This is a genomic window from Corynebacterium sp. KPL1818, assembly GCF_000478135.1.
Lineage (GTDB): Bacteria > Actinomycetota > Actinomycetes > Mycobacteriales > Mycobacteriaceae > Corynebacterium > Corynebacterium accolens.
This window is the reverse complement of the sequence record NZ_KI515758.1, coordinates 1,115,979-1,138,342: the sequence shown is the minus strand read 5'-3', so window position 1 is coordinate 1,138,342 and position 22,364 is coordinate 1,115,979. Positions and strand designations below refer to the sequence as shown.

General features: G+C 59.6%; 20 protein-coding genes. 9 read left to right on the top strand and 11 right to left on the bottom strand.

The annotated features are described in order from the left end of the window. Positions 1 to 65 precede the first annotated feature (65 nt). On the bottom strand, positions 66 to 974 hold the full coding sequence (locus tag HMPREF1261_RS05365) for a hypothetical protein (protein WP_023030237.1): 909 nt from the start codon (positions 972 to 974) through the stop codon (positions 66 to 68). 225 nt (positions 975 to 1,199) lie between these two features. On the opposite strand from HMPREF1261_RS05365, the gene HMPREF1261_RS05360 reads away from it, so the two are divergent. Continuing rightward, a complete protein-coding gene (locus tag HMPREF1261_RS05360; RefSeq protein WP_023030236.1) occupies positions 1,200 to 2,594 on the top strand; it encodes a GntP family permease in 1,395 nt (464 codons plus the stop codon). On the opposite strand, the gene HMPREF1261_RS05355 is transcribed toward HMPREF1261_RS05360, so the two are convergent. Both HMPREF1261_RS05355 and HMPREF1261_RS05350 read right to left on the bottom strand, forming a co-directional pair. Then, complete coding sequence (locus tag HMPREF1261_RS05355; protein ID WP_023030235.1) at positions 2,591 to 3,100, bottom strand: gluconokinase; 510 nt, start codon at positions 3,098 to 3,100, stop codon at positions 2,591 to 2,593. The two genes, HMPREF1261_RS05360 and HMPREF1261_RS05355, sit on opposite strands and share 4 nt — an antisense overlap. A gap of 325 nt (positions 3,101 to 3,425) precedes the next feature. After that, on the bottom strand, positions 3,426 to 4,367 hold the full coding sequence (locus tag HMPREF1261_RS05350; RefSeq protein ID WP_023030234.1) for a nucleoside hydrolase: 942 nt from the start codon (positions 4,365 to 4,367) through the stop codon (positions 3,426 to 3,428). A 150-nt stretch (positions 4,368 to 4,517) separates the two neighbouring features. Between HMPREF1261_RS05350 and HMPREF1261_RS05345 the strand changes: the two genes are divergently transcribed. Then, positions 4,518 to 5,720, top strand: coding sequence for an amidase (locus HMPREF1261_RS05345; protein WP_023030233.1), 1,203 nt, complete (start codon positions 4,518 to 4,520; stop codon positions 5,718 to 5,720). A gap of 56 nt (positions 5,721 to 5,776) precedes the next feature. Further along, positions 5,777 to 6,196: a nucleotidyltransferase domain-containing protein gene (locus tag HMPREF1261_RS05340; RefSeq protein ID WP_023016889.1), complete on the top strand. Its 420-nt coding sequence runs from the start codon at positions 5,777 to 5,779 to the stop codon at positions 6,194 to 6,196. Positions 6,197 to 6,201: 5 nt separating this feature from the next. Here HMPREF1261_RS05340 and HMPREF1261_RS05335 read toward each other — a convergent pair whose 3' ends face one another. Next, the gene (locus HMPREF1261_RS05335) at positions 6,202 to 6,711 is read right to left on the bottom strand and encodes a 2'-5' RNA ligase family protein (RefSeq protein ID WP_023030232.1); all 510 of its coding nucleotides are present in this window, start codon (positions 6,709 to 6,711) and stop codon (positions 6,202 to 6,204) included. 335 nt (positions 6,712 to 7,046) lie between these two features. Here HMPREF1261_RS05335 and HMPREF1261_RS05330 point away from each other — a divergent pair, with 335 nt between their 5' ends. The 4 genes from HMPREF1261_RS05330 (at position 7,047) to HMPREF1261_RS05315 (ending at position 13,284) form a co-directional block, all read left to right on the top strand. Beyond that, entirely contained in the window at positions 7,047 to 8,993 is a 1,947-nt protein-coding gene (locus HMPREF1261_RS05330; protein WP_034658067.1) for a fructose-specific PTS transporter subunit EIIC, read from the top strand. Between the two features lie 145 nt (positions 8,994 to 9,138). After that, positions 9,139 to 9,900, top strand: a complete 762-nt coding sequence (locus HMPREF1261_RS05325) for a LamB/YcsF family protein (protein ID WP_005281702.1) — start codon at positions 9,139 to 9,141, stop codon at positions 9,898 to 9,900. Further along, positions 9,900 to 11,501 carry a 5-oxoprolinase/urea amidolyase family protein gene (locus HMPREF1261_RS05320; RefSeq protein ID WP_023030230.1) on the top strand — a complete coding sequence of 534 codons (1,602 nt, stop codon included), beginning with the start codon at positions 9,900 to 9,902 and terminating at the stop codon, positions 11,499 to 11,501. The genes HMPREF1261_RS05325 and HMPREF1261_RS05320 overlap by 1 nt, the downstream gene beginning before the upstream one ends. Then, positions 11,491 to 13,284 carry a biotin carboxylase N-terminal domain-containing protein gene (locus HMPREF1261_RS05315; protein WP_023030229.1) on the top strand — a complete coding sequence of 598 codons (1,794 nt, stop codon included), beginning with the start codon at positions 11,491 to 11,493 and terminating at the stop codon, positions 13,282 to 13,284. The genes HMPREF1261_RS05320 and HMPREF1261_RS05315 overlap by 11 nt, the downstream gene beginning before the upstream one ends. Here HMPREF1261_RS05315 and HMPREF1261_RS05310 read toward each other — a convergent pair. Further along, positions 13,281 to 14,408: an ATP-binding protein gene (locus tag HMPREF1261_RS05310; protein WP_023030228.1), complete on the bottom strand. Its 1,128-nt coding sequence runs from the start codon at positions 14,406 to 14,408 to the stop codon at positions 13,281 to 13,283. The genes HMPREF1261_RS05315 and HMPREF1261_RS05310 overlap by 4 nt on opposite strands. A gap of 144 nt (positions 14,409 to 14,552) precedes the next feature. Here HMPREF1261_RS05310 and HMPREF1261_RS05305 point away from each other — a divergent pair, with 144 nt between their 5' ends. After that, a complete protein-coding gene (locus HMPREF1261_RS05305; protein WP_023030227.1) occupies positions 14,553 to 15,170 on the top strand; it encodes a GntR family transcriptional regulator in 618 nt (205 codons plus the stop codon). Here HMPREF1261_RS05305 and HMPREF1261_RS05300 read toward each other — a convergent pair. The 3 genes from HMPREF1261_RS05300 to HMPREF1261_RS13010 form a co-directional block, all read right to left on the bottom strand. Continuing rightward, on the bottom strand, positions 15,160 to 15,963 hold the full coding sequence (locus HMPREF1261_RS05300; protein ID WP_051142519.1) for a putative hydro-lyase: 804 nt from the start codon (positions 15,961 to 15,963) through the stop codon (positions 15,160 to 15,162). The genes HMPREF1261_RS05305 and HMPREF1261_RS05300 overlap by 11 nt on opposite strands. Further along, positions 15,963 to 17,126, bottom strand: a complete 1,164-nt coding sequence (locus tag HMPREF1261_RS05295) for an NRAMP family divalent metal transporter (protein ID WP_034658064.1) — start codon at positions 17,124 to 17,126, stop codon at positions 15,963 to 15,965. Before HMPREF1261_RS05295 ends, HMPREF1261_RS05300 begins: the two co-directional genes overlap by 1 nt. 196 nt (positions 17,127 to 17,322) lie before the next feature. Beyond that, positions 17,323 to 18,273 carry a DUF559 domain-containing protein gene (locus tag HMPREF1261_RS13010; RefSeq protein WP_232207987.1) on the bottom strand — a complete coding sequence of 317 codons (951 nt, stop codon included), beginning with the start codon at positions 18,271 to 18,273 and terminating at the stop codon, positions 17,323 to 17,325. Positions 18,274 to 18,734: 461 nt separating this feature from the next. Between HMPREF1261_RS13010 and HMPREF1261_RS05285 the strand changes: the two genes are divergently transcribed. Next, complete coding sequence (locus HMPREF1261_RS05285; protein WP_023030223.1) at positions 18,735 to 19,787, top strand: RNase H family protein; 1,053 nt, start codon at positions 18,735 to 18,737, stop codon at positions 19,785 to 19,787. A gap of 20 nt (positions 19,788 to 19,807) precedes the next feature. Here HMPREF1261_RS05285 and galK read toward each other — a convergent pair whose 3' ends face one another. The 3 genes from galK to HMPREF1261_RS05270 are packed head-to-tail and all read right to left on the bottom strand — an operon-like array spanning position 19,808 to position 22,363. After that, a complete protein-coding gene (galK, locus tag HMPREF1261_RS05280; RefSeq protein WP_023030222.1) occupies positions 19,808 to 21,034 on the bottom strand; it encodes a galactokinase in 1,227 nt (408 codons plus the stop codon). Further along, positions 21,027 to 22,121 (bottom strand): galactose-1-phosphate uridylyltransferase, encoded by a 1,095-nt coding sequence (gene galT, locus HMPREF1261_RS05275; protein ID WP_023030221.1) that lies wholly within the window; start codon positions 22,119 to 22,121, stop codon positions 21,027 to 21,029. The genes galK and galT overlap by 8 nt, the downstream gene beginning before the upstream one ends. Further along, positions 22,121 to 22,363, bottom strand: a complete 243-nt coding sequence (locus tag HMPREF1261_RS05270) for a hypothetical protein (RefSeq protein ID WP_023030220.1) — start codon at positions 22,361 to 22,363, stop codon at positions 22,121 to 22,123. The genes galT and HMPREF1261_RS05270 overlap by 1 nt, the downstream gene beginning before the upstream one ends. Position 22,364: the final 1 nt, after the last annotated feature.

The following is a 22,364-nucleotide window of genomic DNA, read 5'->3' as shown; positions in this document are numbered from 1 at the left end:
AGATAGAGAGAACCAGCTCCAGCGCCCTGCGGCCCTTCACTGCGGCCCGGGCGCTGGAGTTGTTTTTACTGCGCCATCTGGCTTGCGCACTGTTGCGTCCACCCAGTCGTCCCATCCGTGAAATAGGTGGTCCCTGGTTGCTGATTGGATGGGTCGCCACAGGAAGCAACTGTTTTATCGAGAGGGTGCGGATTCTCCACGCCAGGGGCTTGGGTAATTCCTACGACAGGCGCATCGCCAGCATTCTGGGGCGCATCGCCTTCCTGGTTGTTCGGGTTTACCTGCTGTTGTCCCCCACTATCTGTTCCCGATTTCGGCTGCGGGGCAGGCTGCGCAGCTTCGCCTGCGCGCTCTTGGGCAGGGTCATTCTTGGGGCTTGCTTCATTGGTGGGCTCCTGCGAAGAAGGCTCCGCTTCACCGCCACTTTCCACCTTAATCTTGTAGCTCACCTCATTCGTAGCCTTAAAGTGCAGCATATTGGTGTCTTTAGAAACATCGAGGAAAGCCGTACCGTCGGCGCTGTAGCCTGGGAATTCATCCATGAGGTTGAGGTAGCTGCCATCATCGCAGCTAACTTCTGCCCGCGCATTATTAATTTTGTTGTCAGCGGTGCTTACCCGCCACGGCATAGACCTAAAAGGCGAGGTGAATCCGTCATCCGCGCCCTCAGGCATGGACGCGGAAATCTCTACCGCGACAAACTTCCCTTTCTTCGACTCGGTACTTGCGCAGTGCGCATCATCGACAATGTCGTTGATTTTCACGGTCATGCACGTGGTGTCATCATTGCCGCTGCACGGTACATCGAAGCTATCGCCCTTGCCTAAGGCTTGCGCAGCCTCTGAGGTAGAGGACGTCGCTTCCGATTGTGCACTGGTAGATGGTTCTGCAGCATCATCGCCGCCGGAAGAACACGCCCCGAGTGCCACCGCACCTGCCAATATCAATGCCGAAAAGCCAAGCTTGCGCTTCATAAAGAGTCCTTTCCAAAGGTGAGAGAGATAATTCCAATGTAGCCTTGTCTGCTCATCCCAGGAAACCCGCGGCGGTTCACCTCCATCGGGTGTCGCGTCAGCCTCATTTTCCACGATTACACGCAGAACGCGTTCCAGGGCGAATTCAATACTGCTACCGTGACGGATTGAAAAGGCCAATACGCCCTATTAAATTTCAAACGGACGCAAAGGATCCTTTAGCTCATGGATACTTGGGAGCCAACACTTTCTACTGGCCCAATCCTCGGCATCGCCATCGCCGCGATTGCATTAATCCTCGTGCTTGTCATCTATTTCAAGCTGCATGCATTTTTAACGTTGCTGGTGGTCTCCGCCCTAACAGCACTTGCGGCCGGCATACCCCTCGAGGGCATTGTCCCTACGATGACGGAAAGCTTCAGCTCCACACTTGGCTCGGTGGCGCTTCTGGTGGGACTCGGCGCCATGATCGGCCGGCTCGTGGAGGCTTCCGGCGGTGCTCAGTCGCTTGCCGATGCCATGGTTCGCCGCTTCGGCGAGAATAAAGCGCCGCTTGCACTCGGCATCGCCTCGCTGATTATGGGCTTTCCAATCTTCTTCGACGCTGGGCTTATCGTGATGCTCCCGGTTATCTTTGCCGTCGCCCGCCGCTTGGATGGCCCAGTCCTTGCCTTTGGCCTGCCGGCCGCTGGCGCCTTTTCTGTCATGCATGTCTACCTGCCACCGCACCCTGGCCCTGTTGCCGCCAGCGAATTCTACGGCGCCGATCTCGGCTTGGTGCTGCTCGTCGGCCTGCTTCTGGCCCTGCCTACCTGGTATATCTCCGGCTATCGCTTTGGACTTTTTGCCGGAAAGAAGTTCCCATTCAAGGTCACTGACGCCATCGCCGGGCCTGTCCTTGAAAAGGAAGAACAACCCTTAAAACCTGCCTCCGCCACCACAGTGATTTCTATTTTGCTCATCCCGATGGTGCTCATCTTCTTTAATACTGGGCTCAACGCCCTAGCTTCTTACGGCACAATCGATGCCGATGCCACGTGGGTCAGGTTCTTCGTCATGCTCGGCCAAACTCCAATCGCACTGCTGATTACGGTGCTTATCGCGCTGGTAGTCCTCGGCCTGCGCCGCAGCGTGGAAAAGACTGCGCTGGAAAAACTCGTTGACTCCTCGCTTGGCCCTATCTGTTCCGTCGTGCTCATCACCGGCGCGGGCGGCATGTTCGGCGGCGTGCTTCGCACCTCAGGCATTGGCGATGCGCTTGCCGATTCCCTCTCCGGCCTCGGCATCCCCGTCATCCTGGCCTGCTATCTCATCGCCGTAGCCCTCCGCCTGGCACAGGGCTCAGCCACCGTCGCGCTCACCACGGCCGCCGCCCTCATGGTCCCCGCCGTGGAAGCTGGCGGTTTCAACGAAATGCAACTCGCACTCATCGTCGTAGCCACCGCCGCCGGTTCGGTCTTTGGCTCCCACGTCAACGATTCCGGCTTCTGGCTCGTCGGCCGCCTAATGGGCATGGATACCATGACAACTCTGAAGACGTGGACCGTCAACCAGATGCTCATCTCCGTCATCGGCTTCGCACTCGTCCTCGTCCTCTACGGCGCGGCTGCAGTCTTTTAAGCGCCGGTCTTTATCCAGGCAGCAGCCTCTTCTGCAATATCTTCCGCTGGCCGCGTCACATCGAAGACGCGGCCAGTTTCGTCCTCTTCCAACGCTTCCAAGGTGTCGAACTGCGACTGCAACAGCGACGCTGGCATGAAGTGTCCCGGCCGGTGTTGCATCCGCTTATACAACACATCAAAGTCCCCGTGTACGTGCACAAACGCCACGCCTGGGCAGTACTGCCTAATCAGATCCCTGTACTTGCGTTTTAGCGCGCTGCACCCCACCATCGCACCTTCCGGCCTATCCGCCAGCCACTGCCCGATCTGTTTTAGCCACGGCTCCCGGTCCTCATCATTCAGCGGCGTTCCCGCGGCCATCTTGTCGATATTTGCCTGCGGGTGCATATCATCGCCGTCGCGGTACTCTAGCCCCACCAACGGTGACAGGGCCTCCCCCACCGTTGTCTTACCCGAGCCAGAGACTCCCATGACGACGACGTGACGGAATTTGTTCTGGTCCATGGTGGCTCCTCGAGTTGGGTTTTCCTGTTCAGTTTATCCGCATCGAGTTACCAGCCCCGAACTGTGAATTTGCGGATGTGGATATTGACGAGGAGCAGCCTCATTCCCAAAAATTGCGAGGACTTCTCAATTCTGAAGAAGTCTACAAAGATCCTTGACCCCACAACCGGCTCTTAAAGTGAGAAGTAGTACTCCTTCATTTTCTTCGCCATCAAACGCCGCTGCTCTATATCAGTATTTATAAAGCAATGCCGCCCTTCTCAATCGGGACTCGGTTCGCTTAACTGCAATGAAGCAGTTTACGTTGGTCAAAGCACACAAAGAGCTAGGCGAGATTTTTAAGGGCCTCGGTTACCAAATTCCAGAAGCCCGCATGGTCCAGCTTGGTAGCGACCTGAGTATGGCAAGTGTCATCGGCGGGCTCCCGCAAATCAGTCACGGTCATACCGGTGGTAAGTGCGCCGGCGAGCTCAACGTGAACGGGTGCCTTGCGGGTTTGCACGATGCTCGGATCGATGAGGTAAGCCACCGTGCACGGATCGTGAACCGGAGGATCCGTGAAGCCTTGGTTTTGCTGATACGCCTCACGAAAGAAGCCGAAGAGGCCGACGACAAAGTCTGCGACGGGCGTATTTAACGCCTTAATTTCGGCTTCGACCCCGGCTGTGGCCAGTGCTTGGTGGGTAAGGTCGAGCCCGACCATGGTGACCGGCCACGGCTCTTCGAAGACGATATGCGCCGCCTCAGGATCAATCTTGATATTGAATTCGGCAACGGGGGACCAATTGCCTTCGTGGTAGCCGCCGCCCATAAGCACAACCTCTTTGACACGCTCTACGATGCGCGGTTCTTTGCGCGCGGCCATAGCGATATTGGTCAACGGACCCGTTGGAACCAAGGTAATGGTGCCGGGTTCGTGGGACATGACGGTGTCGATGATGAAGTCGATGGCGTGGGCATCGGCAAGCGCGGTGCCGGGCTCCGGAAGCTGGACTCCATTGACATCCATGCCAGTTGAGCCGTGAATGGCCTCGGCAACTTCAACGGGGCGCACGAGCGGGCGATCGCAACCAGCATAGACCGGAATCTCCGGATGACCGGCGATCTCCTTGACCACTAGGGCATTGCGGGAGACCTTGTCCAAGGTCTGGTTGCCGCCAACGGTGGTAATGCCCAGCAGATCGATGTTGGGGTTACCCATAGCCAGGAGCAGGGCTACCGCGTCATCGTGGCCGGGGTCGCAATCCAGAATAATTTTTCGCGTCATGTCTCGAGCCTACTTTTGGTCGGTGAAGACCGCCACGGTTTCAGCGTGTGGCATAGCTTCAATTCCTCCGAGCTCACCAGCTGTACCCTGGAAAGCAGCAAGTCACCCCGCAAACGGTATGAACCGTCGTGGAAAGGAATTCACCCCACCATGTCCACAATTTCTGACCGCCTGACCCACGCGCAGCAAGAATTTAACGCGGTGATTTCCACCATTTCTTTTAATGAAGACGCGGTGGATTCCGCGCCTACGCTGCGCGGATTGCCCATTGCCTTTAAAGACATCGTGGATATCGCCGGGGTGCCAACGACCTGTGGCACCAACGTGGATATGGGACCGGCTCCGACCATGAATGCCACGGTGACGCAGCGCCTAATGGATGCCGGCGCGATTCCCGTGGCCAAGGCCAACCTCCAGGAATTTTCCTATGGCATCTTGGGCGATGCCTCCGCGTATGGCCGCGTCATCAATCCGCGCGATCCGCAGGTCTGCAGCGGCGGTTCTAGTTCTGGGTCGGCGGCGCTGGTTGCGTCTGGGGCGCTCGATCTCACGGTGGGTTCCGATAGCGCCGGTTCCGTGCGCGTCCCGGCCGCCAGCCAGGGCGTGCTGGGATTTAAGCCCACCACCGGCACGATCCCGCTCGATGGTGTCTTCCCCTTCGCGCCGAGCTTCGATTGCATCGGATTCTTCGCCAGCTCCATCGAGCTCATCGAGCAAGCCCTGCTAGCCACGGTGGATAAGGCACCGGCTCCGGCCGAGAACGTGGCCACCATCGATGTCTCTGCGTTGAAAACCAAAGGTGAGCGCTTTGCTGGTCTGCTGTCTGCGCTGCAGGATTCCACGTTCGCAGCCGTGGAGCGCCTCGATTACTCCCAGCTCGAATCCACCCTCGCTACCACCGCGAAGCTCTACGCGCCGATGCGCCTCAAGGAGGCTTACGACGTCCATCAGCCCTACCTTGATCAGCGGGATAAGTATCAGGACGTCATCTTGGAGCGTGTCCTCGGCGGGCAGGATATTACTCAGGCAGACTACGACGCTGCAGCACAGCAGGTAGAACAACTGCGCACGGAAGCACTGGCGCTTTTCGATGCCTCCCCCATCATCCTCGCCCCCACCCTCGACGCCGGCCCCATCAAATGGGACGACATCACCGCAGAAAACACTGCGGATTCCGCTGCCAGCCTGCGCCGCTGGACCGAGCCATTCAATGTCTTGGGCTGGCCGGCGATCACTATCCCGCTGCGCACGACGGAGACCAAGGGAGTGGGTGATGCGGTGCAGGTCATCGGCAAGCCGGGCCAGGACCTCACCGTCTTGCGCGTCGCCCGCGAGATTCAGGCGCTGCTTTAAGCACACCGCAATTCTGCGCGTCTCTGCCTGCTGACGGCGTTGGTAAGGTGATGGTTATGAGCACTCCAGCACAGCTTGCCGCGCGGTTGCGCGCTGAGGCCGATGACGGGTCCTTGGAGTCATTCTGCTTGGATACCGGCATTGACCTGCTGGTTCTTTTTGGCAGCGCGCACGTAGATGCCACCAACGCGAATGATGTTGACCTTGCCTATTCGGTTGATTTCTCGCGCGCGAAAGCTGACCGGCCGAATCTGCTCGACGTTGCCACGGCGTTTTACGCCCGCTATGGCGACGGCATCGATCTCATGTGCCTGGATACCGCAGACACGGTGGCGCAACATGAAGCTCTGCAAAAGTGCGAGCTCTTGGTCGATCCATCCAACTCCAAGTATGGAACGCTGCAAATGATGGCGGCACGGGAATATATCAATACGGCGTACCGTCGCGAGTTCGAGCTCAGGAGCTTAATGTCATGAGCTGGCTAGCCTCCCGCTAACACGGTCTTTTCTTGCGTGCGCGGGCGCCAATACGCAGCTTCTACTGCGTTAAGTTCCTTAAAGTGCGAGGACGTCAGCTCATCCATCGCGGTTAAATAGTCGCCCACGTCCTCGCGCGGTAAGCGCAGACCCATCGTCAGATGCGGCGTCCAGCGCGGTCCGCGGCCCTCAGGATTGGCAGCGCTAATCTTCCGCGCTGCTATTTCGAGTTCATCGCTGGTCTCTAATAACCAGGCCACGGTTCGTTTCCGCTTCGTGCCGAAAATGACGTTTCCCACGCGCCGAAACGTCGCCGGAATAACCGCCGGTAAAAGCTCCGCGGCAAGCTCCACAACGTGAGGATCCATCTCCGGCGCGAAGGTCACCGTAATATGCGGGCGCTGATTTTGCACGGGGAATCCGCGCTCGGCAAGACCTGCAAAGATCTCCCGAATCTGCTCTTCCTGCTTTTCTGGCAGGTAGAGCAGGATATTATCCGGCGATGCTGTACTCACGATGCGGCTTTCTTCGTTTCAAGTGGGCACGATTCATTCGTGTTCCCCAAGTGCGGGCGGTTTCGGTTCTGTTTCTAGCTCTGGTTCTAGGGTACCGCCGGTCTTCACTTGTGCGATCTCCGCGATGCTATAGGTCCTTTGCACAGTTTAAGCAAACTCGCCCTTCAAAAATCGCATCGCGCCTTCAATTGACGCAGAGGAGGATGCGCATAGGACCCTGCACAGAGGAGGTTGCACATAGGAGGTTGCGCATAGGGCCCTTGCACGCCGGACCCTGCGCAAAGAACCTCCCCTTTTTCCTTGTGCTCGTTTACACGGGTGCCTTTAATAAGAATATGAGCACATCAGATTCTTCGCCTTTCATTCTCGCCATCACGGCGTGCCCAACGGGTATCGCCCATACCTATATGGCCGCCGAGAACTTAGAGGCCGCCGCCGAAAAGCTGGGCTACCGCATCAAGATTGAAACGCACGGTTCCATCGGCGTGGAGGGCCACTTCAGTACACAAGACATCGAGGAAGCCGATGCCATTGTTATCGGTGCCGATACCGTCATTGCAAAGGACCGATTCCACGGCAAGCGCTTGGTGGCCACCGGCGTGGACGAAGCCATCAAGCACCCCGAACAGCTGTTAACCAAGTCATTGGAGGCGGCAGCGTGGAAGGGTGAGGATGAGGGGGCATCGGAAAGCGAGGCAGAGGACGCCGCGGAAGATGCTGGGCTGCGCGGTATTGGGCAGACAATGTACAAGGCGCTGATGAATGGCGTTTCCCACATGATTCCTTTCGTGGTCACCGGCGGATTGCTCATCGCCGTGGCGCTGTCCTTGGGCGGCACGCCGACGCCGGAGGGGCTGTCCATTCCTGAAGATAGCTTCTGGAATACGCTCAATGAGCTCGGTGGCCTGGCGTTTTCGCTGATGGTGCCGGTCTTGTCTGGCTACATTGCCGTTGGCATCGCGGATAGGCCGGGGTTAGCGCCAGGCCTTATCACCGGGCTCATCGCCACAACCGGCTCGCTGTACGGGTCCGAGGCTGGCGCCGGATTCTTGGGCGGTATCGTCACCGGTATTCTCTCCGGCTACGTGGCCCTTGCAATCAAGAAGATTCCGGTGCACAAATTCATCGCGCCGATTTGGCCGATTATCGTCATCCCAATTTTCACCACGCTGATAGTGGGCTTGGCCTTCATCTATTTCATCGGCGCGCCGATTGCCACCGCCTTCGAGGCCATGACCGAATACCTCGGCGGGCTGGAAGGCTCATCGGCGATTGTGCTGGGTCTTATCATCGGTGCGATGATCGCTTTCGATATGGGCGGGCCCTTCAATAAGACTGCCTTCCTGTTTGGCGGCGGCATGATCGCCGCGGGAAATGCTGCTCCGATGGGGATGGCCGCCGCCGCGATTGCGGTTCCGCCGCTCGCAGTGGGCGTGGCTACCCTCCTGCGCCGCGGTTGGTTCAATAAGGCGGAAAAGGATTCCGGTATCGCCGCGCTATTCATGGGATTTTTCGGCATCACCGAAGGCGCCATTCCCTTGGCGGCGGCGCGTCCCCTGCAGGTCATCCCGGCCAACGTCGTCGGTGGTGCCGTTGCCGGTGCGATGGCGGGCGCGTTTGGGGTCCAAGATCATGTCATGCACGGCGGCCCGATCGTCGCCGTCCTCGGCGCGGTGGATCACGTGGCGTGGTTCTTCCTGTCCCTGCTCTGCGGCGTTGCCGTGTGTGCCGCGCTCATGCTCCTGCTCATTCGCCTGACGCAACGCTCCCCGCAAGCGGACGAGGCGACGGAGTCACCCGCAGTGCTCCCGCTTCTCGGTACCTCTACCATCAGCCTCGATGAGCCACTCGGCCAAGACTCCGAGGCCGTCATCAAGTCGCTCGTTTCCCTCGCGGCAGCCGATGGCCGCATTAACGACGCCGCCGTGGTTACCGATGCCGCCCTTGTCCGCGAATCCCAACACTCCACCGGCGTAGGCCACGGCGTGGCCATCCCGCATGCTCGTTCCGCTGGGGTTACCACACCGACGCTGGCCTTCGCCCGGCTTCCCGAAGGTGGCATCACCTGGGGCACCGGAGAAGGACCCACGAGCTTAGCGTTCCTTATCGCCGTGCCCGATGACGCTGCGAAACAGCACTTGAAGCTGCTGTCCACCCTCGCCCGCGCCATCATGAAGGAGGATTTCCGCGCCCAGCTGCACGAGGCCAGCTCCCGCGAAGAGGCAGAAGGGATTATCTCCTCTGTCCTCCAGGTCAAACCCCAAGCCGCCGTGGAGTCTTAGTTTTCTGCCTTGCCCTCGGTCTGTCCGGAAAGGAGCTGTTCCACCGACACCACCCCGCCCAAAAAGTAACCGCCTTCACAAATGGCAGTGGCACGGGTTACACTTGGAACCACACTTATTGTTCAACAATTAAGGATGGTGTTGAATGGCTTCGCTCCACATTGATCTCAACGCGGACTTGGGTGAAACCACCGCTGGCAACCCGGTAGCCGATGATGCCGCGATGCTGGAGATGGTCTCCTCCGCCAATGTCGCCACCGGCTTCCACGCCGGTGACCCGCACTCCATTGCCCAGACCCTTAAATCCGCGGCGCGTGCGGGAGTCACGGTCGGAGCACACGTGGGCTATAACGATCCGGCCGGTTTTGGCCGCCGCTTTATCGACTACAACGCGGCGGAGCTCGCGGACGAGGTCACCTACCAAATTGGTGCGCTCGATGCGCTGGCGCGCGCCAATGGCACGCGGGTGTCTTATGTGAAGCCGCACGGCGCGATGTACAACACCATCGTCAAGGACGAGGCACAAGCCAAGGGAGTTATCGCAGGCATCAAGGCCTTCGGTGACCTCCCCGTGATGCTGCTGCCGGGCGGCCTCGCGGTCGATATTGCAGAATCCCAAGGCCTCACCGTCATCCGCGAGGCCTTCGCGGATCGCAACTACAACCCGGATGGCACGCTGGTCTCCCGCAAACAGGACAATGCGGTATTGGGGGATGAGGGGGATGTCGTCAAGCGCGTGCTGGAAGTCGCCCAAACCGGATCTATTACCGCCATCGATGGCACCACGCTCGATGTCGATGCCCAATCCGTGTGCACCCACGGTGACTCACCGGGCTCCGTGAAACTGCTGCGCGGTGTGGTCGAACGCCTCAGCGCGGAAGGAATCGATATTCGGAGCTTTATCTAATGCCGCATATTCACTTCGTTGGCACCCGCGCCCTCCTCATTGATTTGGACGGGCTCGAGCAGGTCATGGCGTGGCACGCGGCGCTGTCCGCTAAACCGCTGAAGAACCAGGTGGATTGCATTCCCGCCGCCACCACGTTGCTCATTACCTTTGAGGCGCCGAATTCCGCGCGCGCGGCCGCAGAGTTCCTGACGGACTTCTCCCCTGCCGCCGCCACCGCCAAAGAGGCGCGCACGGTAGACATCGACGTGCTTTACGATGGCGAAGACGTCGACGCCGCCGCCGATCTCCTCGGCATGTCGCGCGAGGCCTTGATTGACTGGCATACCTCTACCGAATGGACCGCCGCCTTTGGCGGTTTTGCCCCCGGCTTTACCTACTGCGCGCCCTCCGATCCTGCCCAGGCCAAGGCCGTTCCCCGCCGCTCCGATCCGCGCACCGCCGTTCCGGCTGGTGCAGTAGGCATCGCGGGTGAGTTCTCCGCAGTCTACCCGCGCGTTTCACCAGGTGGCTGGCAGTTGCTCGGCACCACCAATACCCCGATGTGGGATTCGCACGCGAACCCGCCCGCGCTGGTACAACCCGGTGACCGCGTGCGCTACCGCGCCGTGGACGAGCTGCCGGATTTGGTGGATCGCAGCGCGGAATCCAAGCGCTCGCCGGCCCGCCTGCCCCGCATGGAGGTCCTCGATGCCGGCCTGCTCACGCTTTTTCAAGACCTAGGCCGCCCCGGTGTGGGTGACTTGGGCGTAACACCCTCCGGTGCCGCCGACCACGCCGCCGCGGCAACCGCGAATGTTGCCGTTGGCAACCCGCGGGGAGCTACGGTGCTAGAAAATATCGGTGGCATTAAGCTGCGCGCGCTGACCGATACCGTCATCTGCGTGACCGGTGCCATCGCCCGCGTCCGCCTGGGTGAGATGCCCGTGCACCTCGCCCGCCCGGTGCTCGTAACCGCTGGCCAGACCGTGACGGTCGGTGCCGCAACGGTGGGCATGCGCAACTACGTGGCCATTCGCGGTGGCATTATTGCCGAATCCGAACTCGGCTCTTCTGCCACCGACGTCCTCTCCGGCCTCGGCCCCGATCCCGTCACCACCGGCGATGTCATCGGCGTACTGCCGCGCTCGACCGGCATGACGGATGCACAATTGGTCAACCCCCTGCGCGTATCCGCTGATTCCGCTGGCAAGACTCGCGCGACACTGCGTTGCGTGCTAGGACCGCGCGATGACTGGTTTGGCGATAATATTTCCACCTTCCTGGATACCGAATGGGTTGTTTCCTCTGATTCCAATCGCGTTGGCCTGCGGCTTTCTGGGGCTAAAGACAGCGCAGAGGCTTCCGAAATCACCGTGCAGCGCGTGAAAGACGGCGAGCTGCCCTCCGAGGGAATGGTGGCCGGTTCCATCCAGATCCCGCCGAATGGCAAGCCGGTGGTCTTCCTGCGCGACCACGCCGTCACCGGCGGCTACCCCGTCATCGCCACCGTGCTGGAGGAAGATATCGACATCGCCGCGCAGCTCCCGCCCGGCGCGCGCGTGACCTTCCGCCTCGTGACACCCCAAGCTTTAAATACTGGAGAAGAAAATGCAGATTAAAACCGTCCTCATTGCTAACCGCGGCGAAATCGCCGTGCGCATCGCCCGCGTGGCCCACGATTTGGGCATTAAGTCCATCGCCATTTATTCCGAGGCCGACGCCGGTGCCCTGCACACCCAGGTTGCCGATGAAGCCTATGCGCTGCCCGGCAATACCGCCGCCGATACCTATATGAATATCCCGGCACTGCTGGATATCGCCGTGCGCGCCGGTGCGGATGCCATCCACCCGGGTTACGGTTTCCTCTCCGAAAACGCCGATTTCGCCCGCACCGTCACCGATGCCGGCATGATCTGGATCGGCCCCTCGCCGGAATCCATCGAGCTTTTGGGCGATAAGATTGCCGCCCGCCGCGTGGCCGAAGAGGTCGGCGCGCCCCTGGCTCCGGGCACCTCCGATCCCATTGATGATTGGCAGGAGGCCCGCGCCTTTGCTGAGGAGCATGGCCTGCCGATCGCCATCAAGGCCGCTTATGGCGGCGGCGGGCGCGGCCTCAAGGTCGTGGACTCCATGGATGAGATCGAAGGCGCGTTCAACTCCGCCGGACGCGAGGCCATGGAAGCCTTCGGCCGCGCCGAGTGTTACGTGGAGAAGTTCCTGACGCACCCGCGCCACGTGGAGGCGCAGGTCCTGGCGGATACCCACGGCAACGTCCGCGTGCTGGGCACCCGCGATTGCTCCACCCAGCGCCGCTTCCAAAAGCTCATCGAGGAGGCCCCGGCGCCCGCGCTTTCCGATGCCCAGCGCACCGGCATCATCGAAGGCGCCCGCTCCATTTGTTCCCACGTGGGCTATACCGGCGCCGGCACCGTGGAGTACATCGTTTCCGAGGACGGCACCATCTCCTTCTTGGAGGTCAATACCCGCGTCCAGGTCGAACACCCCGTAACCGAGGTAGTGACCGGCACCGATATCATCGCCGAGCAATTCCGCATCGCCGCGGGCGAGCCCCTGTCTATCTCTGAGGATCCAGCCTCCACCGGCCACGCCTTCGAGTTCCGCATCAATGCCGAGGACATCCTCAACGGCTTTGCCCCCTGCCCCGGCACCATCGTATCCTTCGAGCCGCCCACCGGCCCCGGCATCCGCGTCGATTCGGCTGTCCGCTCGGGATCCATTATCCCGCCGTACTATGACTCGCTCATTGCCAAGCTCATCGTCTGGGGCCCCACGCGCGAGGTGGCCCTCGCCCGCTCGCGCCAGGCGCTGCGCGAATTCGACGTCTCCGGCGTGCGCACCGTGCTGCCCTTCCACCGCGACATGATGGACGAGCCAGCACTTATTGGCACCCCGTCTTCCGCCGAGGCCGATGCGGGCGCCAGCGACATCGGCGTGTTCACCGACTGGCTCGACCACAACTACCGGCCCTCTGCCGCCAACCAGGTAGACAAGGTCGAGGCCATCTACACCAAGCGCCGGACGGTAGCGGTGGAAATCGATGGCAAACTCGTCAATATCGGCGTGCCCATGGACTTCCTCGCTGGTGCTGGTGCCGGCGCTGGCGCGGGCGCCGCGGGTGATTCTGGTGCCACTGCCACCGCTCCCTCGACGGCCGGGGCACAGTCCAGCGACGATAACGCGGTCACCTCCCCCTTCGAGGCCAACCTCGTGGCCTGGAATGTATCCGATGGCGATAGCGTCTCCGAAGGAGATTCCATCGCCACGGTCGAGGCCATGAAGATGGAATCTGCCATCAAGGCCCCGCGCGGCGGCACCATCAAGATCCTCGCTGAAGAGGGCGACCGCCTGGATTCCGCGACGGTGATTGCGACCATCGACTAGCGCGTGCTGCGCAAATACTCGCCAAGGTAGGGCAAAAGGAAATGCACGGTTCCGTAGCTGCGGCTAGCGATGAGATCGCGTTCTAAAAGCAGCTTGCGGGCCATGGAAATGGCATTGGGAGTCTTGCCCAGGTGCGCCGCGATGGCACCGGTGGGAATATCAGCCCCGTGTTCGGATTCCAGCTCCGCCATGGCGTTGAGAAAAGCGCGCTGGGCGTCAGGAACATTCTTCAACGCAATCCTGTGCACCTGGTTGCCCATATGCGCTGGAATCTCGCGCGCAATAGAGGACACGTGACGCTCTTCGATGGCATCCGCCCCATCGAGTACCGCACGGGTCCACGCCAAAGCGCCGACCAGCTGCAATAGGTACGGATACCCCTGCACCAATGCGGTCGCCTCCTTTAAAGCGCGCTCGCTGAAACCGCGCCCAGCCGCGGTGGCGGTGCTGTGGAGGGTTTCGGCTACGGTGGCATCATCAAGCAGCCCCAAATCCAGCCGTTGAGCGCGGCGCAAAAAGGTGGTGCCCTCGTGCTCCAATAGCTCTTCTACCCCAAACGTCAATCCCGCGGCGGCGAAGGCAATATCGTACTCGTCGCGAATGAGATCCTGGATGGCGGTGGCAAGTTGCGCAAGCTCATCCACGCTGGCCGCTTGCACCTCATCGACGGTCAATAGGACGCCCGCATCATGCGCACGCGCGGCCTTCAGGAGGCTGCGCGTGCGCGAAACCAAGCTGGGTTGGGCCTGGTTGTGGGGCAATTGCGTCGTTACAGATCCCACGCCCGCCACAGAAAATCCCGTGATCTTTCGGCCCGGAGTCTCCGTATAGTCCAGCTCCTCTATGGCTTCCGGAATCGTGGAATCGCGCAGCTGCGCCACCATCTGGGCATCCGCATAGGCGCGGATGACAACCCACCCAAGGCGGCGCGCGGATTCTTCGAACTCATTGAGAAGTACCGTTTTGCCCACCCCGCGCGTACCGCTGACCAGCAAGGCGCGCTGCATGGCGCCCACGCCACCCAGGAGCCCATAGTTAAACGAGCTGATTTCAAAATCGCGCCCGGCCAGCTGCACCGGCGACGCGCCAAAACTGGGACGAAAAGGATTCTTATCCGGAATCACTATGCCAGACCTTCCTTTTAGAACCTTTAGAACTATGGTCTCAGTTTAGATCCTTTAGAACTTCGCCGCCTCTTTAGAACTTTTAGATCTTTAAGTCATACGGAATGGCCGTTGACGCCTCACCCATTCAGTAAGGTGAGGGTCATGCTTTCCCAGTCCGTCGCCACCGCTTTGCGCCAAGAGATGTCGGCCGGCAATTTTCAGCCCGGCGAGCAGCTCAGTGAGGTAAAGGTGGCTGAGCAATTCGGTTGCTCCCGCAATACCCTCCGCGAGGCCTTCACCACGCTCGCCGCTGAGCGCCTGGTCGAGCGCATCCCCCACCGCGGCGTCTTCATCGCCACCCCGGATGCCGCCTATATCCGCGATTTATTCGCCGCCCGCGCCGCCATCGAGCCGGCCGCGGCGCGCTGGGGCGCGTTTGCCGATGCCCCCTCGCTTATCTCCCTCGCCTCCTCCGCCTTCGAGTGCGCGAGGCACGATAAACACCAGGAAGTCTCCTCCATTAACCAGCGCTTCCACCAAGCCCTGGTAGCAGGGCTGGGTTCCCCTACCTTGGATGAGCAGATGAGCAACCTTCTCGCGCGCATGCGGCTTACCTTCTTATTGGTCATCCCGCGCTACCCGCAGCTGCACGCCGAGCACATTCAAAACAACGTTGCTGTAGCCACGCTCATCGCGGACGGAAAACGCGAAGAGGCCACCACGCACTTGCGCGATAGCCTCTTAGAAACCTGCGATACCATTTTGTCCTTCACGGACTAAAAATCCCGTGGCGAGTCAATGCCTCAGGGATAAGGTACTCCGCATCGCGGGCATTGGTCACCAGCATCTTGCCCGGCGCATGGGCAATGGCCAGCTCCGGCTTTGATTCCATCACGATGGCCTGCGGGGTGACCCCACAAGCCCAAAAGACGGGCAGGCAGCCTTCTGGAATATCTACTGCATCACCAAAGTCTGGGTGCGCTAAATCCGCAATGCCGATAGCGGCCGGATCCCCCACGTGTACCGGCGCACCATGCACGGACGGATAGCGGGAGGTAATGCGCACCGCATCGGAGACTTGCGATGCCGGAATCGGGCGCATCGATACCACCATTGGTCCGGAGAATACGCCCGCAGGAGTAGTGGGGATACTCGTCCGGTACATCGGCACATTGCGCTGCTGTGCGATATGCGCGATCTCGATGCCCGCATCCACTAGCGCCGTTTCAAAAGTAAACGAGCAGCCGATAAGGAAGCTGACCATGTCGGGGGTGTAATAGGAGGTGGCATCGGCAAGCGTGGCGGTATGCTCACCGTTTTCAAAAATGCGATAGGCCGGGATATCGGTGCGGATATCGCCACCAGGCAGCAGATCCGAGGTGTACTGTCCCGCCTCAAGCACGCCGACGATGGGGCACGGCTTGGGATTGCGCTGGGCAAAAAGCAGGAAGTCGAAGGCGTATGCGCTGGGCAGCGAGAGCAGGTTGGCCTGCATGTATCCCCGCGCGTGCCCGGCGGTGGTGGTCATCTCGTGGGTGCGTGCGAACTCGCGCACCTCTTCTGGCGTGTGCATTATGCCCATATCGCTGTGATTCCTGAAACTGCGCGGAGGCCGATGAAAATGGTAAGCAGCCAGGCCAGGCCGCCAAGGATAAGCAGCCACTTTGGGTACTTATAGCCCTGCAGCAGGTCGCTACGCCGCCAGGCTACCCACATCACCAGCGCGAAGCCGATGGGAAGGATGAGCCCGTTAATCGCGCCGGCGAAGATCAAGAGCTTTTGTGGCGCGGAGTTGATTATTACAAAAATGACCGTGCAGACCGCAATGAAGATGACGGTGAAAATATTGCGCGTACGGGCCGAGGTTTCCTGGGTGGTCACGAAGGATACCGAGGTATAAGCGGCACCGATGACCGAGGACAGCCCTGCGGCAAAGAGCACCATGCCGAATGCGCGGAGGCCGAATTCACCGGCCGCGTGGTAGAAGGCATCGGCGGCGGTATTATCTTCTGCAAGCGTGACGCCGGTAGCCACCACGCCCAATACTGCCAAGAAGAGCAGCATGCGCATAATACCGGTGACGATGATGCCGCTAACGGAGGTTCGAGTAATGTTCTTGACGTTTTCAACACCAGATAGGCCCGCATCGATCAGCCGGTGTGCGCCAGCGAAAGTAATATAGCCGCCGACGGTACCGCCGATGATGGTGGTAATGACGAAGAAATCGATTTCACCCGGCGCGACGGTATTCCTCAGCGCCTCCCCTACCGGCGGCTGGCTGACGATGGCCACATACAACATAAGCAGGATCATTACCGCGCCCAAGGCGGCCACGAGGCGGTCCAACGCCATTCCAGCGCGGCGGGAGAGGAAGATGAAAACCGCAATCGCCGCCGCAATGACGCCACCGATGCGGGCATCGATGCCCAGCATCGCGTTCAAGCCCAAGCCTGCGCCGGCGATATTACCGATATTAAAAATCGCACCGCCGAAAAAGACGAAGCCTGCGAGAACCCAGCCCAAGCCGGGAAGAACGGTATTGCCTAGGGTGTTTGCGCGCATTCCCGTCACGCAGAGCACGCGCCACACATTGAGCTGGATGGCAATGTCCACGAGGATGGACAGCGCAATCGCGAAGGCAAAAGAAGCGCCCATCTGGACGGTAAAGACCGAAGTCTGGGTCAAAAAGCCCGGGCCGATAGCCGAGGTAGCCATGAGGAACATGGCGCCTGCCATGGCGCCGATGCCCTTGGGCGGGGTCTTCGCATCCGCCTGCGCCCCCGCCTGTGCCGGGGCGGAAGCCTGTTTTTCAGCACTCACTAATTTCACCTTTCGTGACGCCGGTCTCTCCTAAATGTGATTCGCATCATCATAATTGCTCCCCCGGAGGTTGTTCAACAACATTTATGGCAAGGGGTGCTGCGGGGGTGATCTACGCTACTTTTCCCGCCTTTCGCTCCAGGTATTCAACTATTGTCTCTACGACCCTATTCGGGTCATTGACCAGCTCTTTTGGCCCAAATCTCAATACCGTAAATTGCTGGTTTTCGATTTCTCGTTGCCGGCGCATCTGTTCCTTGACCACTGTTTCCGGCGCTGTCCCATACGTACCGTCGTACTTAGTGTCCCCGTCGACCTCGATAATGAGCCACCCATCGATACATAAGTCAGCCCGATACTTTCCCAATACGCGAAATTGAGGATACACAGTGGCAGCGGGAATCCTTTCAATAATTAACGCCCGCAAAAGCGACTCGTACGGTGATTCGGAACCGGCATACGCATGCTTGACTACCATTTTCATGGGGATAGGCCCCTTCATCCGAGCCATCGCTGCCCGTGTTTCCTTCAGATCTTCTACCGAAACCAGGCCCGCACGTAACGCGGAATCGACCGCAACAAGCCCCTCCGCAAACCCATGTAGCCTGGCGATATCCAAGCATGTCCGCGCCGGATTCGTCACGCGAACTCCAGACCTTTCCACCGTTGTTTCCTCTATCCGTGCCATGCGGTAATACTTTCGCGGCCACTGCGTGTGCGGTGGAATACTTCCTGACGGTGAAGCGAGCTCAATGAGCTCATTTCTCCGGGGAATCACCCAAATTCCCCAAATACGCGCAGCTGACTTAGCCACCAACGATGCCCTGTGCGCACTTAGGCCGGCCCCTAAAGTAAGGGCCAACTGTTGCTTATGCCATGGCCAGCTTTCCCACGTCGTTGTTTTTACTGCAATCCAGGGTGCAACCCGCTTTAGTTCTCCTGAGTAGAGCGCTGGATAGTAAGGACTAGTTGAACCTGCATAACGAAGATTAATGAACTCATGATTTAACATGCTCTTTATCTTCGCCGCTTCTTGGAGAAACTGCTGAGCGTGATGCTCCAAATGGTCACATTCTGAGCTCCTTGCGGGACACCTGCACCGAACGGGTGCCAATCCCACGGGACGGGCGACTAACACCTTTTGCGAAGGCCCGGAAGTCGGTCGCTTTGGTCAGAGTTCGAAGGTCAGCCTCCTATGGTCAACCTCCACTGCAATAACTGAGCAAACTGGCGCCTCAAATATCGCAAATCTTCTTCAAATATTGCATAGGACCCTGCACATTTTGCGAAGCTCCCTGAGGAGGCCTTCGAGCTGCCGGTTGCGGAGTATGCTGAAGCGGCTTTGCGCAGCTTTTGGCGGAGCTTCTGAGAGGCCCTTTGAACAACGAATTGCACAGCTCTTTTGCGACCCTGTTGCGGGTTGGAACGCAATGAGGCCTAGAACTATCGCGAACCTTCACGAATCGAGCCCACATCAGGCGCGTGCAGCTCACAGCTGGAATGGGGCGTGATTTACTAGAACCAATGGAACCCCTCGAGCTCTCAGCACTTACCGGCACGCAATCGCGCACCTATGGCACCCGCAAAATCACCAAGGACATGGTGTCTGCGCCGGTCCATGTGGCGATCGCGTTGTGGGATGAACGCTGGGATTCAGCGGAGGATGGAACCATCGAGGGGTGGGTCATTGCGGTCAATACCGCCCAGGCACGCTTCGTGCGCAAAGGCCAGATCAAAAAAGGCGATATCGTTAAAGTTGCGGTACGCGAGCTGCAACGCGCCCTGCACGGAATCGATGGGCGCACCTGGATTGTCACCGGGCGCAGGCAAAATGCGCTCCGAGCGGCGCTCGAGAAGCGCGGCTATACGGTGACGGGGAGCTTTGCGGGGGAGAATCGGGCATCGGCAAGCGCGAGCTCCGTACGCCGCAAACAAGCTGGCTTGACCGCGCGTAAGGCCCGCAAGCTGGGCGAGGCACCGAAAAAGAAGGAAGCCAACCAAGTCGAAACGCCAGAGGCGAAATGGTGGCCAAACTTCTCGCACACGACGTCGTGGCCGGCAGGCGCGGTGGTACGCATCGCCACCGACGCCTCCTCCGATACCGTATTCAAGGGCTCGATGTGTTTCGTAGCGGGCAACGGCGACTACCGCCTGCGCACCCGCGAAACGAAAGCCAGCACGGATGAACTGGAGTTGGAAGCACTCACGCTCGCATTAAAGTACCTGCGCAAAGTAGGTGCGACGAAGGCTGTCATCGAATCCGATTCTGTTGCGGCATTGGATGCGGTCAACCACATTGTGCACAAGAAAGGCTCGAAGGCGGCGCGGTCCGGACGCAGGTGGCGCGGGGTATCCTCTGGCGCGCGCTCCCGATTCCAGCAGGCTTGGGGCGACCTAGAAGGCACCTGCGAGGTGGATATCCGCCGAGTCCTCGGCCATGCTGGGGATCCGCTCAATCGCGCCGCCGATCAGATTGCGTATATGGGGCTGCGCGCCATTGCCCACCCCATGAAGCAATCGCGGCCTACCTTGCAAAGCGGGATCAGCAAGGCGCTCAAGGCGGTAAAGCCCCGGTAACGGTTACCGCCGCAGCACGCTTAGTGCAATCGGCGCGCGCCCTCTCCAGGGCGGGCCACCACGAAGGTCGGAGCGGGAAAGCCCTGCTGTGCCGCTGCTTCTTCAATAGCCTGCGCGGTCGCGTCCACGTCGTCCTTCGCTATTAGGGCGATAACTGCGCCGCCAAAGCCACCGCCAGTCATGCGCGCACCGAGCTCACCTGCCGCGTTAAAAGCAGAGTCGAGTTCGGGCGTTGTGACCTCGTAAAAATCCCGCAGCGAGACATGGCTATCGCGCATCAGCTGGCGAAATGTATCCATATCGGATGCGCACAAGGCGGAAGCAGCGCTCAAGGTGCGCTCGGTTTCTTCCACCACATGGCGCACGCGCCTTTGGTACAGCTCGGCCGAATCCGAGGACTTTTCGGCGACGGTTGCAGCAAAATCCACAGCATCCGGAATATCGCGAATGGTGCACCCAGCCGCGGATTGCACATCATCGATAATCCCGCGGCGGGAGGCGTATTGGCCATCGGAAAGCATGTGAGGTGCGTTGGTATCCGCAATGAGCAGCACCAAGTCCTGGGAGGCGATATCGAATGGGATGCGTTCGACGGCTCCGGTGGAAAAATCGAGAAATAGCGCCTTTCCACGCTGCCCAAAGAGGCTGGCATTTTGATCCAGTCCCCCGGTGGAGGCGCCCACCACCTCATTCTCCGCGCGAATACAGGCTTCAACGAGCCCGGCGCGGGCAACGTCATCGGGTAAATGCCCATGGTCAAGCTCATAAGCCGCTACGGCAATAGAGCACTCCAACGCTGCAGAACTGGATAAACCAGAGCCAACGGGAACGTCCGATACAATCGCGATATCGAGTCCATCGCATTGCAATAGATCGGCTTCCACCGCCGCCCAAATTGTGCCAGCGACGTAGCCTGACCAGTCAGCGGGATGCCTCGGCCGCACGCTAGAAAGCGGAACACAGGCCTGAGCTACGGAACCATCGAATTCCGACGCAATGCGTATTACACCATCTGTACGCGGGCGCACGGCCACGGCCGTATTTTGTTCCAAGGCAAAAGGAATGGATGCGCCACCGGCATAATCAATATGCTCGCCGATGAGGTTCACCCGCCCTGGAGCCGCCCACACCCCAACCGGCTCGGGGCCAGCAGCACTTGCTTCATCTTCAGCGAAAGTCGCCATAAAAAGCCGACGGGCAGCGGTCGCGAGTTCTTCGTCCGTGCGCGTAGTAAACCATTTAGGCATCCCAGACCTCCTTAAAGCGTGCAGCGATGCGTTCTGGGGTGGTGTCATTAATCCACACTCCCTGTGCAGATTCAGAACCGGCAAGGTACTTCATGCGATGCGGCGAGCGCATGAGCGAAAATAGCTGCAAATGCATGCGGACGCCCGAACGTAGCTCCGGATCCACCGGGGCTTGTGTCCAGCCGGCAATATATGGCGTCTTTTCCACGCCCTCAAAAAAGCGATCGACCGCGGAATAAAGCTTTTTCAGCACTCCAGCAAGGTCGGCGCGTTGTGCTTCATTAAGCGCCGAAAAGTCTGGGACATCGTCATTGGGCAGAACCATCGCCTCAAGCGGCCATTTAGCGGCCGCGGGGACGAAGACAGTGAAATATTGCGTCTCCGCAATGATACGATCACCTGCTTCCCGTTCCCTATCGAGAAGCTCCTGGAAAAGATCGCCGTCATAGGCGCGAACCGAATCCACAATGGAGCGCAACCGCGGGGAAAGGAACGGGTAAGAATAAATCTGGCCATGCGGGTGCTGGAGGGTAACCCCGATTTCTTCCCCGCGATTTTCAAAGGGGAATACTTGCTGTACTCCATCGATGGCGGATAGTGCAGCGGTGCGGTGTGCCCAGGCCTCGATCACGGTGCGAATACGGGATTCAGGCAGTTCACGGAATGAAAGGGTTGGGTCTTCGGTAAAGCACACCACCTCGCAACGGGCCTGGGCTGGCAGGCGCGGGACCATGCCGAGGAGCTCATCATTATCCGGTTCCTCAATCGTGGCGGCCGTGGAAAAAGAAGGGAAGCGGTTTTCAAAAACCACCACGTCATAGCTGGGGCTGGGAATCTCCGTGGGCAGTTGGTCTGGCCGCGTCGGGGCTAGAGGGTTTTCATTGGCCGGCGGCATGAAGGTTCGGTTCATGCGGTGTGCGGCAAAAGCCACCCAATCGCCGGTCAACGGATCACGGCGCATTTCAGAAGCAGGAGCGACGGCGGGGATATCGCGGGCATCGTCAAGCACGCGATCGGGGTGAGGTTGGTCGTCGAAGTAGATGATCTCGCGGCCATCGGCAAGCGTGGCATGGGTGATATCAACCATTACTCTTCTCCTGGAATCCGAATGGGCTTAAAGCGGGCCCAAAGGGCGAATAGTACCGCTACGGCAAGCATTCCGAGGCCTGCCCACAAGTTATCCGCTGCTTCTTTTGGCATGGCGGTATCTGGGTTAATGCCTGGGTCGAGGAAGAAATAACAGGCGATGAGGATGAGGCCGTACAAGCCTAATAAGGCCCCAATCACGTTGCGTAGGTCGAATGCGCCTGCGTGCTGTTTATCAGACATA

Bases quoted from the DNA above. Each gene is read 5' to 3' on its own strand.
- HMPREF1261_RS05285 (WP_023030223.1), top strand. From the start codon at position 18,735: ATGGAACCCCTCGAGCTCTCAGCACTTACCGGCACGCAATCGCGCACC.
- HMPREF1261_RS05270 (WP_023030220.1), bottom strand. From the start codon at position 22,363: ATGTCTGATAAACAGCACGCAGGCGCATTCGACCTACGCAACGTGATT.
- galK (WP_023030222.1), bottom strand. From the start codon at position 21,034: ATGCCTAAATGGTTTACTACGCGCACGGACGAAGAACTCGCGACCGCT.
- HMPREF1261_RS05330 (WP_034658067.1), top strand. From the start codon at position 7,047: ATGAGCACATCAGATTCTTCGCCTTTCATTCTCGCCATCACGGCGTGC.
- galT (WP_023030221.1), bottom strand. From the start codon at position 22,121: ATGGTTGATATCACCCATGCCACGCTTGCCGATGGCCGCGAGATCATC.
- HMPREF1261_RS05320 (WP_023030230.1), top strand. From the start codon at position 9,900: ATGCCGCATATTCACTTCGTTGGCACCCGCGCCCTCCTCATTGATTTG.
- HMPREF1261_RS05295 (WP_034658064.1), bottom strand. From the start codon at position 17,126: ATGGCAGGCGCCATGTTCCTCATGGCTACCTCGGCTATCGGCCCGGGC.
- HMPREF1261_RS05305 (WP_023030227.1), top strand. From the start codon at position 14,553: ATGCTTTCCCAGTCCGTCGCCACCGCTTTGCGCCAAGAGATGTCGGCC.
- HMPREF1261_RS05325 (WP_005281702.1), top strand. From the start codon at position 9,139: ATGGCTTCGCTCCACATTGATCTCAACGCGGACTTGGGTGAAACCACC.
- HMPREF1261_RS05365 (WP_023030237.1), bottom strand. From the start codon at position 974: ATGAAGCGCAAGCTTGGCTTTTCGGCATTGATATTGGCAGGTGCGGTG.
- HMPREF1261_RS05355 (WP_023030235.1), bottom strand. From the start codon at position 3,100: ATGGACCAGAACAAATTCCGTCACGTCGTCGTCATGGGAGTCTCTGGC.
- HMPREF1261_RS05300 (WP_051142519.1), bottom strand. From the start codon at position 15,963: ATGCACACGCCAGAAGAGGTGCGCGAGTTCGCACGCACCCACGAGATG.
- HMPREF1261_RS05350 (WP_023030234.1), bottom strand. From the start codon at position 4,367: ATGACGCGAAAAATTATTCTGGATTGCGACCCCGGCCACGATGACGCG.
- HMPREF1261_RS05360 (WP_023030236.1), top strand. From the start codon at position 1,200: ATGGATACTTGGGAGCCAACACTTTCTACTGGCCCAATCCTCGGCATC.
- HMPREF1261_RS05315 (WP_023030229.1), top strand. From the start codon at position 11,491: ATGCAGATTAAAACCGTCCTCATTGCTAACCGCGGCGAAATCGCCGTG.
- HMPREF1261_RS05345 (WP_023030233.1), top strand. From the start codon at position 4,518: ATGTCCACAATTTCTGACCGCCTGACCCACGCGCAGCAAGAATTTAAC.
- HMPREF1261_RS05340 (WP_023016889.1), top strand. From the start codon at position 5,777: ATGAGCACTCCAGCACAGCTTGCCGCGCGGTTGCGCGCTGAGGCCGAT.